The sequence below is a fragment of the Pseudoxanthomonas sp. P4_B2 genome, assembly GCF_056402315.1.
The window spans coordinates 824,319-839,857 of the sequence record NZ_JBFUHQ010000002.1 but is presented as its reverse complement, the minus strand read 5'-3'; the positions used below and the strand labels follow the sequence as shown (position 1 = coordinate 839,857).

Annotated in this window: 16 protein-coding genes and 2 tRNA genes; 14 read left to right on the top strand and 4 right to left on the bottom strand. The window is 63.9% G+C overall.

The features are described from left to right. Positions 1 to 90: 90 nt before the first annotated feature. The 5 genes from AC1DTQ_RS08345 (at position 91) to AC1DTQ_RS08325 (ending at position 3,569) form a co-directional block, all read left to right on the top strand. Positions 91 to 219 (top strand): hypothetical protein, encoded by a 129-nt coding sequence (locus AC1DTQ_RS08345; protein ID WP_477849044.1) that lies wholly within the window; start codon positions 91 to 93, stop codon positions 217 to 219. A 438-nt stretch (positions 220 to 657) separates the two neighbouring features. Then, positions 658 to 727: transfer RNA gene (locus tag AC1DTQ_RS08340), tRNA-OTHER, on the top strand. Between the two features lie 3 nt (positions 728 to 730). Beyond that, positions 731 to 800: transfer RNA gene (locus tag AC1DTQ_RS08335), tRNA-Ile, on the top strand. Positions 801 to 1,172: 372 nt separating this feature from the next. Next, positions 1,173 to 2,294: a slipin family protein gene (locus AC1DTQ_RS08330; protein ID WP_477849043.1), complete on the top strand. Its 1,122-nt coding sequence runs from the start codon at positions 1,173 to 1,175 to the stop codon at positions 2,292 to 2,294. 60 nt (positions 2,295 to 2,354) lie between these two features. Then, a complete protein-coding gene (locus AC1DTQ_RS08325; RefSeq protein ID WP_477849042.1) occupies positions 2,355 to 3,569 on the top strand; it encodes an RtcB family protein in 1,215 nt (404 codons plus the stop codon). Between the two features lie 270 nt (positions 3,570 to 3,839). On the opposite strand, the gene AC1DTQ_RS08320 is transcribed toward AC1DTQ_RS08325, so the two are convergent. The 3 genes from AC1DTQ_RS08320 to AC1DTQ_RS08310 form a co-directional block, all read right to left on the bottom strand. Continuing rightward, positions 3,840 to 5,507 carry an ABC1 kinase family protein gene (locus AC1DTQ_RS08320; protein ID WP_477849041.1) on the bottom strand — a complete coding sequence of 556 codons (1,668 nt, stop codon included), beginning with the start codon at positions 5,505 to 5,507 and terminating at the stop codon, positions 3,840 to 3,842. A gap of 103 nt (positions 5,508 to 5,610) precedes the next feature. After that, positions 5,611 to 8,106 carry an ABC transporter permease gene (locus tag AC1DTQ_RS08315; protein ID WP_477849040.1) on the bottom strand — a complete coding sequence of 832 codons (2,496 nt, stop codon included), beginning with the start codon at positions 8,104 to 8,106 and terminating at the stop codon, positions 5,611 to 5,613. Continuing rightward, complete coding sequence (locus AC1DTQ_RS08310) at positions 8,103 to 8,831, bottom strand: ABC transporter ATP-binding protein (protein ID WP_477849039.1); 729 nt, start codon at positions 8,829 to 8,831, stop codon at positions 8,103 to 8,105. The genes AC1DTQ_RS08315 and AC1DTQ_RS08310 overlap by 4 nt, the downstream gene beginning before the upstream one ends. A gap of 31 nt (positions 8,832 to 8,862) precedes the next feature. On the opposite strand from AC1DTQ_RS08310, the gene AC1DTQ_RS08305 reads away from it, so the two are divergent. From AC1DTQ_RS08305 to AC1DTQ_RS08290, 4 genes are all read left to right on the top strand, one after another. After that, positions 8,863 to 9,528 carry an arylesterase gene (locus AC1DTQ_RS08305; protein ID WP_477849038.1) on the top strand — a complete coding sequence of 222 codons (666 nt, stop codon included), beginning with the start codon at positions 8,863 to 8,865 and terminating at the stop codon, positions 9,526 to 9,528. A 136-nt stretch (positions 9,529 to 9,664) separates the two neighbouring features. Then, positions 9,665 to 9,928 carry a hypothetical protein gene (locus AC1DTQ_RS08300; RefSeq protein ID WP_477849037.1) on the top strand — a complete coding sequence of 88 codons (264 nt, stop codon included), beginning with the start codon at positions 9,665 to 9,667 and terminating at the stop codon, positions 9,926 to 9,928. A gap of 182 nt (positions 9,929 to 10,110) precedes the next feature. Continuing rightward, complete coding sequence (locus AC1DTQ_RS08295) at positions 10,111 to 10,407, top strand: antibiotic biosynthesis monooxygenase family protein (RefSeq protein WP_477849036.1); 297 nt, start codon at positions 10,111 to 10,113, stop codon at positions 10,405 to 10,407. Between the two features lie 127 nt (positions 10,408 to 10,534). Continuing rightward, on the top strand, positions 10,535 to 10,750 hold the full coding sequence (locus AC1DTQ_RS08290) for a hypothetical protein (RefSeq protein WP_477849035.1): 216 nt from the start codon (positions 10,535 to 10,537) through the stop codon (positions 10,748 to 10,750). Positions 10,751 to 10,798: 48 nt separating this feature from the next. Here AC1DTQ_RS08290 and AC1DTQ_RS08285 read toward each other — a convergent pair whose 3' ends face one another. Further along, complete coding sequence (locus tag AC1DTQ_RS08285) at positions 10,799 to 11,467, bottom strand: DsbA family oxidoreductase (RefSeq protein ID WP_477849034.1); 669 nt, start codon at positions 11,465 to 11,467, stop codon at positions 10,799 to 10,801. Between the two features lie 236 nt (positions 11,468 to 11,703). Between AC1DTQ_RS08285 and AC1DTQ_RS08280 the strand changes: the two genes are divergently transcribed. The 5 genes from AC1DTQ_RS08280 (at position 11,704) to AC1DTQ_RS08260 (ending at position 15,399) form a co-directional block, all read left to right on the top strand. Further along, on the top strand, positions 11,704 to 12,750 hold the full coding sequence (locus AC1DTQ_RS08280) for a transporter (RefSeq protein WP_477849033.1): 1,047 nt from the start codon (positions 11,704 to 11,706) through the stop codon (positions 12,748 to 12,750). 250 nt (positions 12,751 to 13,000) lie between these two features. Then, positions 13,001 to 13,468: a peptide-methionine (R)-S-oxide reductase MsrB gene (gene msrB, locus AC1DTQ_RS08275; protein ID WP_477849032.1), complete on the top strand. Its 468-nt coding sequence runs from the start codon at positions 13,001 to 13,003 to the stop codon at positions 13,466 to 13,468. Positions 13,469 to 13,584: 116 nt separating this feature from the next. Then, positions 13,585 to 14,154, top strand: a complete 570-nt coding sequence (locus AC1DTQ_RS08270; RefSeq protein ID WP_477849031.1) for a DUF3016 domain-containing protein — start codon at positions 13,585 to 13,587, stop codon at positions 14,152 to 14,154. 86 nt (positions 14,155 to 14,240) lie between these two features. After that, positions 14,241 to 15,008: a HipA family kinase gene (locus AC1DTQ_RS08265; RefSeq protein ID WP_477849159.1), complete on the top strand. Its 768-nt coding sequence runs from the start codon at positions 14,241 to 14,243 to the stop codon at positions 15,006 to 15,008. After that, positions 14,995 to 15,399 (top strand): DUF3037 domain-containing protein, encoded by a 405-nt coding sequence (locus AC1DTQ_RS08260; protein WP_477849030.1) that lies wholly within the window; start codon positions 14,995 to 14,997, stop codon positions 15,397 to 15,399. The genes AC1DTQ_RS08265 and AC1DTQ_RS08260 overlap by 14 nt, the downstream gene beginning before the upstream one ends. Positions 15,400 to 15,539 lie beyond the last annotated feature (140 nt).

Here is a 15,539-nt window from a genome sequence, read left to right as displayed (position 1 = left end):
ATGTTAAAAAATAGTTGCGTATCGAAAATAAGCAGCGTATCGTGCGCGGCCTTCGCCCCCGTGGCGTTTTTTGCGACATCAGAACTTCCAATGAAACCGAACTTCGTCAACGCGATCCTCTTTGCACTGTGGCCCACCGGCCGCGGCACGGAAGCGCGCGCATGCATGAAGCCAAGCAATCGCCTGCTAATCGAACGCAACCGGTACACGCACACCTAAATCACGGTCGGACTCCCTGGGAGATCGGCCACCCCGATCTCCCGAGGCAACGCGAACGCCCTCGGGTCGCAAAACCCGGGGGCGTTTTGTTTTCAGCGTTCGCAAAGGAAGCGCATGCAGCGCGAGAGTTCCGCAAAACCAGTCCGTAGAAAATATTTTTCGCCCTGAAGCATCCGGGTGCGCGACTGCTCGCGCCCGAGGCAGGGGCGCGGCTGCGACCGGCGCATGTGCGCCGCGTGGTGATGCTTCGACGCGAGCGGCGCGAGGCTGGGTTTGCAACGTATAGGGCGCGATGCGTCCGCAAGAATTGCCCGTTGGCGACAGCCGGCAATACGGAACATCGATCGAACACGCTACAGCGGTACGGCTTTCGATGCCGTCCGGTGCGCGCGGCCTTGCCGTGGCGTATGCCGAAGCGTGGGGGAAGGTGTTTCGCGAGGACGGAAGCTCAGAGGCAGAGCAGCGGCGCAGGCCGTTGGCCACCGGTTCGAATCCGGTTCGTCCACCACTGGATAGCTCAGATGGGTAGAGCAGCAGACCAATAATCTGCGGGTCGCGGGTTCGACTCCCGCTCCGGACCATGGCCTTTCACGCCATGTGACAGGAACGAAAGTTCCACAACAGGAAACGTCCCGTGCGGCGTTCTGGAACTCCGCGAAGGAATGCGGACAACGGAGCAAGGCAGCGGTGGCAAGCCGGATCGCCGCCCTTGAGGCGGACGGACGGAAGCGGATCGTCGACGCGGCAGGATATCGCCATGCCGACGGGAGCTTCCAACTCTCCGCGGACAGCGCCGCAATCCCGCTTCGCCGACGTCAAGGGGCGTTTCCACTTTTTCTTTCCTTCTCCCACCGGGAGAAGGGACAGCCGCAGTACGCGCGCCAACCGATCCGGCATGCGTACTGAAACAAGAAACGGATCGGACCACCAGAGCCATACCAAGGAGTAGTGCCATGTTCTGGACCAAGAGGGTCGTGATCGGTGACGGCGAGCGCGGCCTGGTGTATCAAAATCGCCAGTTCGAGCACGTGCTCGCCGCAGGCGTGTACCGCATGTTCGATCCGCTGAAGCGCATCGACGTTGCGGTGCATAGCATCGCCAATCCGGAATACGCCGGACGCGATGCCGACGCGTTGATCGCGCGGCTAGGCGACAGGCTGGACGAGACCTTCGTGCTCGCCGACATCGGTGCCGATGAAGTCGGCCTGGTGTCGAAGAACGGCAAGCTGGAAGACGTGCTGGCGCCGGGTTCGCGCAAGCTGTACTGGCGCGGGCTGGTGAACGTAGAGGTGCAGCGCGTGTCGCTCGCCGACAGCCTCGAGGTCGACGCCACCGTCACTCGCCGTCTGCGTCAGCTCGGCGCGCTGTCCAAGGTCGCGGTGATCGCGGAAGTGCCGGCGGAGTCGGCGGGCCTGGTGTTCGTCGACGGCAAGCTGGCACGCACGCTGGCGCCGGGCGCCTATGCCTTCTGGAATTTCCAGAAGAACGTGAGCGCCGAGGTGATCGAGTTGCGCGTGCAGTCGGTCGAAGTGTCGGGACAGGAGCTATTGACCAAGGACAAGGTCAGTCTGCGTGTGAACCTGGCCGCCAGCATGCGCGTGACCGATCCGGTCGCCGCGCGTACCAAGGTGGCCAAGTTCGGCGATCACCTGTACCGCGAACTGCAGTACGGCTTGCGCAAGGCGGTTTCCGCCAAGACGCTGGACGAGCTGTTGGGCGACAAGGCTTCACTGGATGCGGACATCTTCGGTTACGTGCGCGGCCAGGTCGGCGCGTTCGGCGTCGAGGTGCTGGGCGTCGGGGTCAAGGACGTGATCCTGCCGGGCGAGATGAAGGAGATCCTCAACAGCGTGGTGCAGGCGGAGAAGGCGGCCCAGGCCAACGTGATCCGCCGTCGCGAGGAGGCGAACGCAACGCGTTCCCTGCTCAACACCGCCAAGCTGATCGAGGAGAGCCCGGTGCTGATGCGCCTGAAGGAACTGGAGGCCTTGGAGAAAGTCACCGAGAAGATCGACAAGCTCACCGTGTTCGGCGGCCTGGACGGCGTGCTGAAGCAGTTGGTGACGTTGAAGTAATATCCCGTGTATCCGCAGGAAGCGGATGCACGGACTTTCCAGGGAACAAGGAGAAGACCTATGAGTAATTACGAATTGCTGCATGCCGAAGGCAGCGCCACCCCGATCAAGGGTTGGGTGCGCGGCGTGCCGTTGGAAGACCAAGCCCATGCGCAGTTGCGCAACATCGCCAGCATCCCGTTCGTCGGGCCGTGGGTGGCGGTGATGCCCGACGTGCATCTGGGCAAGGGCGCGACGGTGGGTTCGGTGATTCCGACCCGCGGCGCGATCATCCCGGCCGCGGTCGGCGTGGACATCGGCTGCGGCATGGCCGCGGTGCGCACCACGCTGCGCGCCAGCGACCTGCCGGACAATCTGGCGCAGTTGCGTTCGTCCATCGAGCGCGGCGTGCCGGTCGGCAACGGCCCGGGCGGCGAGCATCGTCGCCTTCCGGACAGCCACGAAACGCGCATCGCCGAGTCGGGTTTGATGGCAGGATTGGAATCGATCAAGCAGAAGCACCGCAAGATCCGTACCGACAAGCTGGAGCGCCAAATCGGCACGCTGGGCGGCGGCAATCACTTCATCGAGATCTGCCTGGACGAGACGGATGCGGTATGGGTGATGCTGCACAGCGGGTCGCGTGGCACCGGCAACCTGATCGGCAGCTACTTCATCGAGCTGGCTCGCGAGCAACTGGCGCATCGCGTGCTGGGTTTCCACGTCCCGGACAAGGACCTGGCTTTCTTCATGGAAGGCGAGCCGTTGTTCGACGACTACGTGGAAGCGGTGTCGTGGGCGCAGGATTACGCACGCCACAATCGCGAGGCGATGATGGCGCGGGTACTGGCGGAGATGCGCCATCGCCTGCCGAAGTTCCAGCTGGAGAAGACGGCAGTGAACTGCCATCACAACTACGTGCAGAAGGAAACGCACGGTGGCGAGGAACTGCTGATCACCCGTAAAGGCGCAGTCAGCGCGCGCACGGGCGAGCTAGGCATCATCCCGGGCAGCATGGGCACGCGCAGCTACATCGTGCGCGGCAAGGGCAACGCGGACAGCTTCCACAGCTGCAGCCACGGCGCCGGCCGTGTGATGAGCCGTACCCGCGCACGCGCCGAGATCACCCTCGCACAGCACCGCGAGGCCACCGCGCACGTGGAATGCCGCAAGGACGCGGCAGTGGTCGACGAATCGCCGGCGGCCTACAAGTCGATCGACGCGGTCATGGCCGCGCAGGCCGATCTGGTGGAAATGGTGCACACGCTGCGTCAGGTGATCTGCATTAAAGGGTGAGGGACCGCGTGCTTGGCGGACGCGCTCAACGCGTCTGCCGCGGTCCCGAACGCCCGGCCATGGATGGCCGGGCCGGACGATCCGAAGCGGAAAAGGCGCGCCATGGATGGCGAACGGAAGCAATCAGATCGTCAAGCTTCAGCGTCGCCCCGTAAAGGGCGGCGCTTTCTTATTGCTGCCGTAGGAGCGACGTAAGTCGCGAACCACTCTGTCCGTGCATACGGTTTCGCGACTTACGTTGCTCCTACGCCGTCCCTACCGCGCGCCCACCTACTTCGCCTTCACCTTACGGTCGCCGAACAACGCACTGACCACGATGCTCGCACCCAGGCCTACCCCAAGCAGGAACAGCAACAGCGCCATGGTCGGATAGCCCCACAGCGTACTGCTGGTGGGTATGCGCATCATTAGCGCCGAAGCCAGGATCAGGGCGGCGGTGACCACGCCGGCGGCGATGCGGTTGGCGATCTTCTGCAGGCTTTCCATCAGATGCGACTCCTCCAGCCCGGTCACGCGCAGCTGCAGGCGGTTGTCCGCGACCAGTCCGAGGATGTCGGTGACTTTGCGCGGTCCATCGCGCATCAGCGATTGCAGTTCCATCAGTTCGCTGGCCAGGCTGGGCGAGGACAGCGATCGCCGTAAGCGTGCGCGCATGACATGCTGCAGATGGTCTTCGACCGCCTGTTTGGCGTCGAATCCCGGCACCAGCAACTGGCACACCGCATCCAGATTAAGCAAGGTCTTGCCCAACAGGCTCACTTCCGGCGGCGTGCGTAGGCCGTGAGCGGTGGCCAGCCGCACCAGCTCCAGCACCACGCGCCCTTCCGACATCGAGGCGCTGTGCGCGGCGTATCGGCTGACCAGCTGGCCGACTTCGCGGGTGAAGCGTTCGTCGTCGTAATCGTCCAGCGGTGTGCCCAGCGCGATGGCTTCCTGCGCGACCTGCTCGCCGCGTCCGTCGACCGCCGCGAACAGCAGTTTGAGCATGCGTTCGCGCTGGCGTGGCGGCACGTTGGCGACCATGCCCAGGTCGAAGATCGCCAGACGGCCGTCCGTCATGACGCGTAAGTTGCCGGGATGCGGATCGGCGTGGATCTCGCCATACACGAACATCTGATCCAGATAGCCGCGCATCAGCGCATCGGCCAAAGGCTGCATCGGTTGTTCGGTGCGGCGCACGCCGGGCACGTGATCCACGCGTGCGCCTTCCAACAACTGCATGGTCAACACGCGGCGACTGGTGAGGTCCCAGACCGGGTACGGCACGGACAGCTCCGGATACGGCGCTAGGTGTTCGCCGAAACGTTCCAGGTTCTGCGCTTCGGCCACATAGTCGAGTTCGGCCATCAGGGTGCGGTTGAATTCCCCCAGCCAGTCGGCGAAATGCACATGCCGGCCCAGCTTGGTCATGCGATCTGCTGCGTTGGCCACGCCACGCAGCAAGGAAAGATCCGCTGCCAGCTGCTGTCCCACGCCCGGCTTCTGCACCTTGACCGCAACCGGAGTGCCGTCGCGCAGGGTGGCGCGATGGACCTGCGCCAGAGAGGCGCAACCGATCGGTTCGGGATCGAACTGTTCGAAAGCTTTGCTGAGGCGCACGCCTAGCTCGCCCTCCACCACTTCGCGCACGTGCTCGAAGGGAATCGGGCCGACATTCTCTTGCATGCGCTCCAGCGCCGTGGCGTAGGCCGGCGGCACGATGTCCGGGCGCGTGGAAAGCATCTGCCCCAGCTTCACGAAGGTCGGGCCCAGCGCCTCCAGATCGCGACTGAATTCTTCGGGACTTCCTTCCGACTCGGATCGTTGCTCGAACGACGGTTCCAGCGAAAGTCCGGAGAACACGCCCGAATTGCGGTAGCGCCACAGAAAACGCAGGATTTGCGCCCTGCGTTCCATGCTGCCGCCGACCGGCGGTGCGTTGTGCGAGTTCGAATCCATCGCTCGACTCCGTGCGGTTTCCAGCGAGTGTGTCCACGCATTGGTAATCGCACGGTGAAGCGAGGGACAAACGCTCAATAGCGCATGAATCCGGACCGCCAGGTCAGCCCTGCAGCTCCCGCAGCGTCACCGAAGGCGGCGCATCCAGCACGCGGCGCGTGGCGAACAGCCCTGCGACGAGCGCGGCCAGCATGCCGAGGCCTCCGCCAATGGCGGCGAGCGACCAGTTCGCCTTCCACGGCAGATCGAACACCTGGGTGGCGATCACGCCGGACAGCACTGACGCCGCAATGGCCGCGACCAACCCCGACAACAGGCCGATAGCGGCGAATTCCGAAGCCTGCGCTAGGCGCAATTGCCGACGGCTGCCGCCGAGCACGCGCATCACACCGCCCTCCAGCAGACGTTCGTCCTGGCTGGCGCTGATCGCCGCCAGCAATACCAGCACGCCCGCGGCTAGCGAGAACCAGAACACTACCTGCACCACGGTCGACACTTGGTCGGCGGTGCTGCGTACCTGCTTGAGGACCGCATCGACATCGATCACCGACAGATTGGGGAACCGCTCGACCAGCTGCGCGGTGAAGCGCTTCTGGGTCGGCGGCACGCTCACCGCGGTGATGTAGCTGGCCGGATAGCCCTGCATCGATCCGGGCGAGGCGATCACGAAGAAGTTGGGGCGGAAACTTTCCCAGTCCACGCTGCGCAGGCTGGTGATCTTGCCTTCGAAAGGCTGACCGGCGATATCGAAGGCGACGCGGTCGCCGACCTTCCAGCCCAGCTGCTCGGCGAAGCGCTCTTCCACCGAAAGCTCGGGCGCCGGCGTGCGGCCGGTCCAGAACTTGCCGGCGGTGACCTTGTTGTCGTCGCGGAGCGTGGCGGCGGTGGACAGGTTGAACTCGCGCTCGGCGCGGCGCTTGGCTTCTTCGTCGTCGGCGTAGTCGGCGCCGCTGCTGGGCTTGCCGTTGAGCGAGACCAGGCGACCACGAATCATGGGATAGAGCGTGGGCGGCGCGATTTTCTGCTCGGCCATGAACGCATTCACGTCCGCCTGCTGGTCTTCCTGCACGTTGATGATGAAGCGGTTGGGCGCATCGGCGGCCAACGATAGCTGCCAGCGGTCGAGCAGATCGGTGCGAACGAAGGTCAGCAGCAGCAACGCCATCAATCCCAGGCCCAGCGCGGACACCTGCGCCACGCTGGTGCCGGCGCGACGGCTAACGTTCGCCAATCCATAACGCAAGCTGCCGCGCAGGCGCGAACGCAGGCGGCGCACCAGCAGGATCATCAGCCAGGCCAACAGGGCGAGCACCGCTAGCGTGGCCAAGATGCCGAGCAGCATGGCCGTGCCCAAGGTCGCCGAACCTGCCTTCCACCACAGCAAGGCGCCTAGGCCGACGAAACCGGTCAACGCGACCAGCCATGCGCTGGGCTCGGTGGGATCCAGATCGCGACGCAACACGCGCAGCGCAGGCACGCGACGCAGCGCCAATACCGGCGGAGCGCCAAAGGCCAGCAGCACGATCATGCCCACGCCATACCCCTGCAGGGCAGGCAACCAGCCCGCAGGAGGAATCGATATCTTCATTTCCGCCTGCAACCAACTGCCGATCGCCCACTGCAATCCATAGGCGATCAATACGCCCACGGTGCAGGCGATCAGGCCCAGCAGTACCAGTTCGCCCACATGGATGCCGACCAGGGTGCGCTGGCTAGCGCCGAGGCAGCGCATGACCGCGGTGCCGGAAAGATGCCGTTCGCTATGGCGACGCGCCGCCATCGCCACGGCCACGGCGGCCAGCACGACCGAAACCAACGCGGCGAGCCCGAGGAAACGCCCGGCGCGATCCAGCGAGGAACGAATTTCGGGACGCGCGTCCTGGATCGTTTCCAGGCGCTGGCCGCGCGCGAGCGCGGGGCGTGCGAGGGACGTGAAGCGTTCCACTGCGGCAGCGTCGCCGGCCACCACCAACCGATAGCCGAGGCGACTGCCTTCCTGGACCAGGCCGGTGGCCGGCACGTCGGCAAGGTTCAGGAAAACCTTGGGCGCGACGTTGAAATAATCCATCGAAGCGTCGGGCTCCTGCACCACCAGCGCCGCCAGGCGCAGTCGCGAATCGCCGATGCCGATTTCGTCCCCGATCTTCGCTTCCAGCGTCTCGGCGCCGGACTGGCTCATCCATAGGGTGCCGGGCGCGGGAATGCCTTTCGCATCGTGTTCGGCACCTCCGACAGCGTCGACGATGCGGAAGCTGCCGCGCAACGGAAATCCTTCGCCCAATGCGCGCAAATCGCCCAGGCGCAACTGTTCGCCGGCGCGGATCATGCTGTCCAGGCTGAGCGTTTCGGTGCGCCGCAATCCGCTGGCGTTGGCCGCGTCGCGCAGCACGCCGGTAATGGGCGCGTCGCCACGGACGACGACATCGCCGCCCAGCAGGCGGTTGGCTTCGATCGCCAGCGCACGCTCGGCGCGATCGGTGACGAAGCCGGCCGCGGTCACCGCGACCACGGCCAATACCAGCGCGGCGAACAAGATGCGGATATCGCCTGCGGCCACGTCGCGCAATAACTGCCGCCACGCCATGCGCAGCGTCTTCATGCCGCAGCGCCTTCGCCGACCAGCTCGCCGCTGTCCAACCGCAGAATGCGACCGCAGCGACTGGCTAAGTGTTCGTCGTGGGTGACCAGCACCAGTGTGGTGCCCGCTTCGGCGTTTAAAGCGAACAGCAGTTCGATGATGGCCTGTCCGGTATGCGTATCCAAATTACCGGTGGGTTCGTCGGCGAACAACAGCGAGGGCCGGGTGACGAAGGCGCGCGCCAATGCCACGCGCTGCTGTTCGCCGCCGGACAGCTGGCGCGGATAGTGGCCCAGGCGTTCGCCCAGTCCGACTTTCTGCAGAATCTGCCGCGCCGGCGTTTCCGCGTCGGCATCGCCGCGCAATTCCAGCGGCAGCATCACGTTCTCCAGCGCAGTGAGCGAAGGCAGCAGTTGGAAACTCTGGAAGACGAAACCGACCTTCTCGCCGCGCACCCGTGCGCGGCCGTCTTCGTCCAGCGCGGAAAGCGCTTCGCCATCCAGCGTCACGCTGCCATCGCTAGGACTGTCCAGGCCGGCGAGCAAGGACAGCAACGTGCTCTTGCCCGAGCCGGAGGCGCCGACGATGGCGACCGTATCGCCATGACCGATCTCGAAGGTAACCCTCTGCAGAATAGTCAGCTCTCCCGACGGCAGAGGCACGCGTTTCCCCAACGCGTGGACTTGTAGGGCGGGGCGCAGCTTCGGCCGCGCGACTTCAGCGCGCAGTTCGGTGGAATCGGCCATGATGTTCCTGGTTATGCATCGGAGACGTGGGATGTCGTCAGGTTATGCGGGTTGGCGGGGTCGGGTTCAATGTGCCATTGGTCTGGTGTTACTGGTTTTCGCGACGCTGGTTCCGGCTTCGTTCGCACAAACGCCCGCTGCCAAGGCTTCGCGCACCGTTCTGGTGCTGGGTGACTCGCTCTCGGCCGCTTATGGCCTGAGCGCCTCGCAGGGCTGGGTGGCGCTGACCGCCGACCGGGTTAGCAAGACTCAGCCCGGCTGGCGCGTGGTCAATGCCAGTATCAGCGGCGAAACCAGCGCCGGCGGCGTATCCCGCATCGCCGGCGAGTTGAAACGCAACCGCCCGGCCGTGGTGGTGATCGAACTGGGCGCCAACGACGGCCTGCGCGGCCTGCCTTTGCAGCAGACGCGCAGCAATCTGGAGCGCATGATCAAATTATCGCAGGCGGCCGGCGCCAAGGTGCTGCTGATCGGCATGCGCATGCCGCCCAATATGGGGCGCGACTACACGCAAGGGTTCGAACGCAACTTCAGCGAGCTTTCGAAACTGCACAAGACCGCCTACCTGCCCTTCCTGCTGGAACCCATCGCGCTGGATCGCAGCGCGTTCCAGGCGGACAACCTGCATCCCATCGCTACGGCGCAGCCGAAGCTTCGCGATCATGTCTGGAAAGCCCTCGCACCTTTATTGAAATGACCAGTCGCCGGCACCTATCGGCGATCTCCTTCACGCAGACTTGTCGCAATCTCAACGCCAACTTCATACAACCCCAACAATACGTTTGCGATGCTCCACAACGACTGAGGATTCCTTCCTCTTGAGGAGAATTAGCATGCGTGCTCTGTTCATTGGCGGTGTGGTCGACAACAGCGAAATGGACCTGGACGGCAACCAGCCGCCCGTCCATTACCCCGAGAACAGCGGCAGCGGCCGCCCCCGCTACCGGCTGCATCAAGTCGGCCAGCGCGGCGACGGCAGCATCGCTTATGCGGTCTATGGCGCGCCCGATCTGGCCGACCAGGAAGTGGAACGCGTCGCCGACGAACGCGGCTACGCCCGGCGCTTCGAAGCCATCCCCACCATCGCGGCGCATTGATCGAAGCAGACACATCACATTGCGAGCTGAAACGATGGAGATGCGTGATTTCCAGGCGTAGGCACGATAAGGATCAGGTTTCAAGTGTCGACAGGCATCCCATGGTTTTTCCGAATGCTTAACCTTCGCTGCGGGGCTTGCCCCTAGGATGGATAACCAAACTCCATAGAAGACGCTCGAGCATGAATTCCTCCTATGGTTTGGCCACCAAGGCGCGCGCACTTCCGGGCAAGCATGAGCTTCTGGTCGGAGTGCTCGAAGAGGTTTCGCGCTTGGTCTTCAACGTTCCTGGCTGCCTGAGTTATGTGGTCAGCGTCCTGCCCAACGAGCCTGACGCCGTTTTCATCACCGAGTTCTGGGATCACCCGGATTCCCAGCGTGCCGCTTTCGCAGTGGCTGGGATCTACGAAATAGCCATGCAGTTCCACGCCTTGTCGACCGATATCGAACAACACGAGCTCCGGCCGCTGGCGAACTGATTGCCATCGGTGCGAATCCGGGTAAGACTTTTCCTACGCGGCAAAGGGTTATCGCCCTAATGTGATTCATGTCACATGAGTCCAGGATGCTTCTGCGGCACCAGTATCGCCGCCAGGAGAACCCGACATGCAGCAGCGCTTGATGTTCACTATCGTCTCCGCATGCAGCGGATGGCAGCTCTATGAAGGCGATCAGGGCCGGCTATGGTTCGCCTCGCGCAGCGACGCCATGGAAACCGCCGATCTGATGGCTACTTCTCTGCACGAAAACCACGGTATTCCCACCGCGGTAGTCATGGACATGGCTGGCTGCGAGTCGGTGATGCTGAACAGTCACGGCTGAGCCTGCCGTGGGCATTGCCCAACTGGCCTCTGCGGCCGAGATGGACACTTAGGATTTCGGCGGCGCGGGAATACCCGACAATTGACGCAGGGCCTGTTCGAATAACTCCACCGGTTGCCCGCCCTGTACGAGATGCTGGTCGTTGAAGATCACCGACGGGACGGCAGTGATGCCCCGGCTGGTGTAGAAGCTCTCCTGCGCGCGCACGGCCTGCGCGTATTCGTCCGACGCCAGGATCTGGCGCGCGCGAGTCCCATCCAGACCGGCCTCCACCGCAAGCTGCGCCAGCACTTCGGCTGAGGACACATCCTGGCCATCGGTGAAATAGGCGCGCAATAGCGCCTGCTTGAGCGCCAGCTGCCGCCCCTCGCCCTGGCTTTCCGCCCAATGCAGCAGGCGATGCGCATCGAAGGTGTTGTACACGTGCCGACGCCGGTCCATACGGAACTCGAAATCCAGTTCGGCGCCGCGCGCGCGGATGGCTTCGCCATTACGCGCCGCCTGTTCGGCGGTGATGCCGTACTTGCGGGTCAGATGTTCCACCGCGTCCTCGCCTTCGGCGGGCATCTGCGGATTGAGTTCGAAAGGTTGGAAACGCAGCTCGACTTCGAGCTCGTCGCCGACGCGCGCAATGGCCGCCTGCAACGACTTCAAGCCCACCGCGCACCACGGGCAGGCGACATCGGAAACGAAATCGATCTTGACGGGAACGGACATGGCATCTCCACGGGAGTCGGCCGGCGGCGGCGCCGCAATATCAAATAGATGGGGATACGCCGCAAGGGTTCAATCCGTAGATCGCATGGCCACCGCTAACCGATCCGGCAATGCAGTGATCCAGGTACGGAACACTGAAAGGCTTCCGGCTCCCCTTTCGCTTGGCTTGCCGATGTCACAAAAACGGCATAACGGCGGCGTAGCTTCGTTGTCATCTGAATGTCTTGAAGCCCCGCATGCTCGTTCCCACCACGGATGCTCCTTCCTTCCTCGGCATGCCGTGTCTGGTATGGGCCTATGGCTTCGATGCGGAAGGCAATGCCAGCACCTTGGACGCCGCCCTGCTGGATCGCGAGCGGCTCGCCGACGCGCGACGCGATCATGCCTGGCTATGGCTGCACTTCAACACCAGCGATGCGCGAACCGCCCATGCGATCGGCGAACTGGGCCTGCCCGAAGCCGCCGGCGAAGCCCTGCTTTCGCACGATACCCATGTCAGCCTACATCTCGAAGGCGGCACCGCTTATGGCGTGTTCGTGGACTGGCGCCACCAGCGCGGCAGCGATCACAGCAAACAATCGTTCGCCCGCGGCGACGCGGAAGTGGGCTGGCTGCACTTCGCGCTGGCCGACGGCTTGATCGTCAGCGCGCGCCGGCATGCGCTGCGCTCGGTCGAACAGGTGCGCCAGCATGTGCGTGGCGGCGTGCGTTTCGATTCCGCGACCGAAGTGCTGGAAGCCATCGTCGAACAATTCGCCGCTTCAGTCGCCCATGCCACGCTGGAGCTTGGCGAAGAGCTGGACCACATCGAAGACCGCGTACTCGCCGACCGCATCGGCGAGGAACGTCGCGATCTGGCTCTATTGCGTCGCCAAGCGGTGCACATGCACCGTCCCCTGACCGCGTTGCGGCGCGTACTGCGGCAGTTCGAACAGCGTTACGCCGCCTCGTCCCGGCATGCCTTGCTGCCAGCGGCCACTCGGCTGTCGCAGCGCTTCGACGAATTGGACAGCGATGTGGCCACCCTGCACGAGCGGGCGCGACTGCTGCAGGACGAAGTGGCGGCGAAACTGGCCGAACAGACCAACCGGCACTTGTTCGTGCTGTCCGTGGTCACTGCGTTGTTGCTGCCGCCCACCTTGGTGGTAGGCGTGTTCGGCATGAACATGGGCAACCTGCCGCTACTGGCGAGCGAGCACGGGTTCGGTATCGCCATGGGGCTGTGCGTGGCCTCCAGCGTGTTCGTGTACGTGCTGTTGCGGCGATTCGGGGTGGGGGGCTGACTGTCGCCGGCAGAAAAACCGTTCGTGGTGAGCCTGTCGAACCACGCTTTTAGCGGAAGAATTGAACCAGGTTGTCCGATATCAGCTCCATAGAGCGTGATTCGACAGGCTCACCACGAATGGGAACTAGGTTGCCTGCAGTGGAAATACATCATCGCGTCCCCATATCGCTTCCACGCAGGCCTCCTATATCCTCGCGCCTGGCCCACGCGGTACTACGTAGACTTCGACCCCGACCCAGGAGCCCGCCATGAGCGCATTCGACCTCAGCCCACCCAGCCCCACCCAGCGCCAGCAACTGATCGACGGCCTGAGCAGCGAAGAACGCCGGGTATTGCTGGAGCATGGGACCGAGGCGGCATTCTGCGGTGTGTTCCTGGACAACAAGCTGGAGGGTGTCTACACCTGCCGACTGTGCGGGCTGCCTCTGTTCCGCTCCAGCGCCAAGTTCGATTCCGGCACCGGCTGGCCCAGTTTCTTCCAGCCCTACGACGATGCGCACGTGAAGACCATCCGCGATACCAGCTACGGCATGATCCGCACCGAGATCGTCTGCGCGCGCTGCGACAGCCATCTGGGCCATGTTTTCCCGGATGGTCCCCCACCCACCGGCGAGCGTCATTGCCTCAATTCGGTATCGCTGGGTTTCACCGAACAAGGGGCACCGCTGCCCGATCCGCTGCGTCGTGGAGGGGCGGAAGCGGGCATGGCTGACTGACCTCCGCGTCCGCGCTGCATGAATGCCGCGCAACGGCAGCGCAACGAATCCACGGCTTGCTGCGTATGAGAAGCCAAGGGAGCACAATCGCATCCCTGCCCAATGGAGTTCTCCCCATGAAAACATCCTCCCTGTTCGCGGGCATCTTGCTGGCGCTGTTCCTCGCCGGCCCGGTGGCGGCCAAATCGCGCAATGTCACCGATCCGGACGCCCCACGCAGCCTGCCCGCCGAAGGCCCGGTCAGCGTGGACTGGACTGATCCGACTCAATTTTCCGATATCCGCTACAGCGGCAACCGCTGGGAAGCGCAGCGTGGAAACTGGGTCGAACAACTCGCCCAACACTTGCAGAAGAGCGCCGCGAAGAAACTGCCGCCCGGCGAAAAACTGCAGATCACCATCACCGACATCAAGCGCGCCGGCCAGTACGAGCCTTGGCATGGACCCAACCTGCAGAACACGCGCTTCGTGCGCGAAATCTATCCGCCGCGCGTGTCGCTGACCTTCAAGCACACCGATGCGCAGGGCAATGTCATCGACCAGGGGGAACGCAAACTGGTCGACTCTGGGTTCCTGATGGGCAACAGCATGTTCGGGGACAGCGATCCGCTGCGTTATGAGAAAGGCCTGCTGGACGACTGGCTGCGCAAGGAACTGAAACCGAAAACGGAGCTCAGCGCGCGCTGATCACTTCGCCAGCCGGGCGCCGTCGCGCACCTAGAGCGCGATAGCGCTCGTCCGCGGCCCGAGCCGGTATCCTATCGGCCATGTCGCTGCGCATCGTCTCCGCCACCCGCTATGTCACGCCGCTGCGCGAAGGCGGTTCCATGCCTGCGGTGGTCGAGGCCGATGACGAAGGCATGTACGTGCTCAAGTTCCGCGGCGCCGGCCAGGGCGCCAAGGCGTTGGTAGCCGAACTGATCGCAGGCGAAATCGCGCGCACATTGGGCCTACCCATTCCTGAGATCGTGCTGCTGGAGCTGGATCCGGACCTGGCGCGCACCGAGCCTGATCCGGAAATCCAGCACCTGATCCGGGAAAGCGCGGGCTTGAACCTGGCCCTGGACTACCTGCCGGGCGCGGTGAACTTCGATCCGGTGGCAGAACAGCCTTCGAGCGAACTCGCGTCGCGGATCGTCTGGTTCGATGCCTACGTCAGCAACGTCGACCGCACTCCGCGCAACACCAACCTGCTGATGTGGCACCGGCAGCTGCGCCTGATCGACCACGGCGCGGCGCTGTATTTCCATCATGGCTGGGACGGAAGCAGCGCCAACGCCGGCAATCCGTTCAAGATGATCAAGGACCACGTACTGCTGCCGTGGGCGGAAGCATTGCCCGCAGCGGATGCGGCGCTTTCGGCGAAACTCGATCGCGGCATCCTTGACGACATCGTGGCGCGGGTACCGGACAGCTGGTTGTTCAATGCCGATGCCTTCGCCGATCCGGCCACGCAACGCGCGGCCTATGTGGAGTACCTGGTGCGGCGCCTCGATCAGCGTCAGTCTTTTGTGCAAGAGGCGATCCATGCACGCCAATAGCCATAACGACAATCACTACGACTATGCGGTGATCCGGGTCGTGCCGCGGGTGGAACGCGAGGAGTTCGTCAACGTCGGTGTAATCCTCTCCTGCGAAGCCTCGCGCTATCTGGAAGCGCGCATCGAACTGGACGAGGCCCGCGTGCTGGCGCTGGCGCCCGACCTGGATTTGGAATCGCTGCGCCGGCATTTGGACACCATTCCCGCGATCTGCCGCGGCGGCGCGGGCACGGGGCCCATCGGTCTGTTGCCGCAACGCGCACGCTTCCACTGGCTCACCGCCAAACGCAGCTCGATCATTCAGACTTCGCCTGTTCACATGGGCAAGTGCGGCGACATGCCGGCGATCATGGAGCACTTGCTGCAACGCATGGTGCGACTCGAGCGCTGAAAAGCACTGGCGGAAGATCCATCGGAGCGGGGGTTTCCCACGTGACATGCTCGCGCGCCGTTAACATTTTTTTCCACACAATCGCGCTTCGCTTTTAACTTGCGCTGCCGCCCATGCTTCTGGGGTCGGCGCGCCGCAAC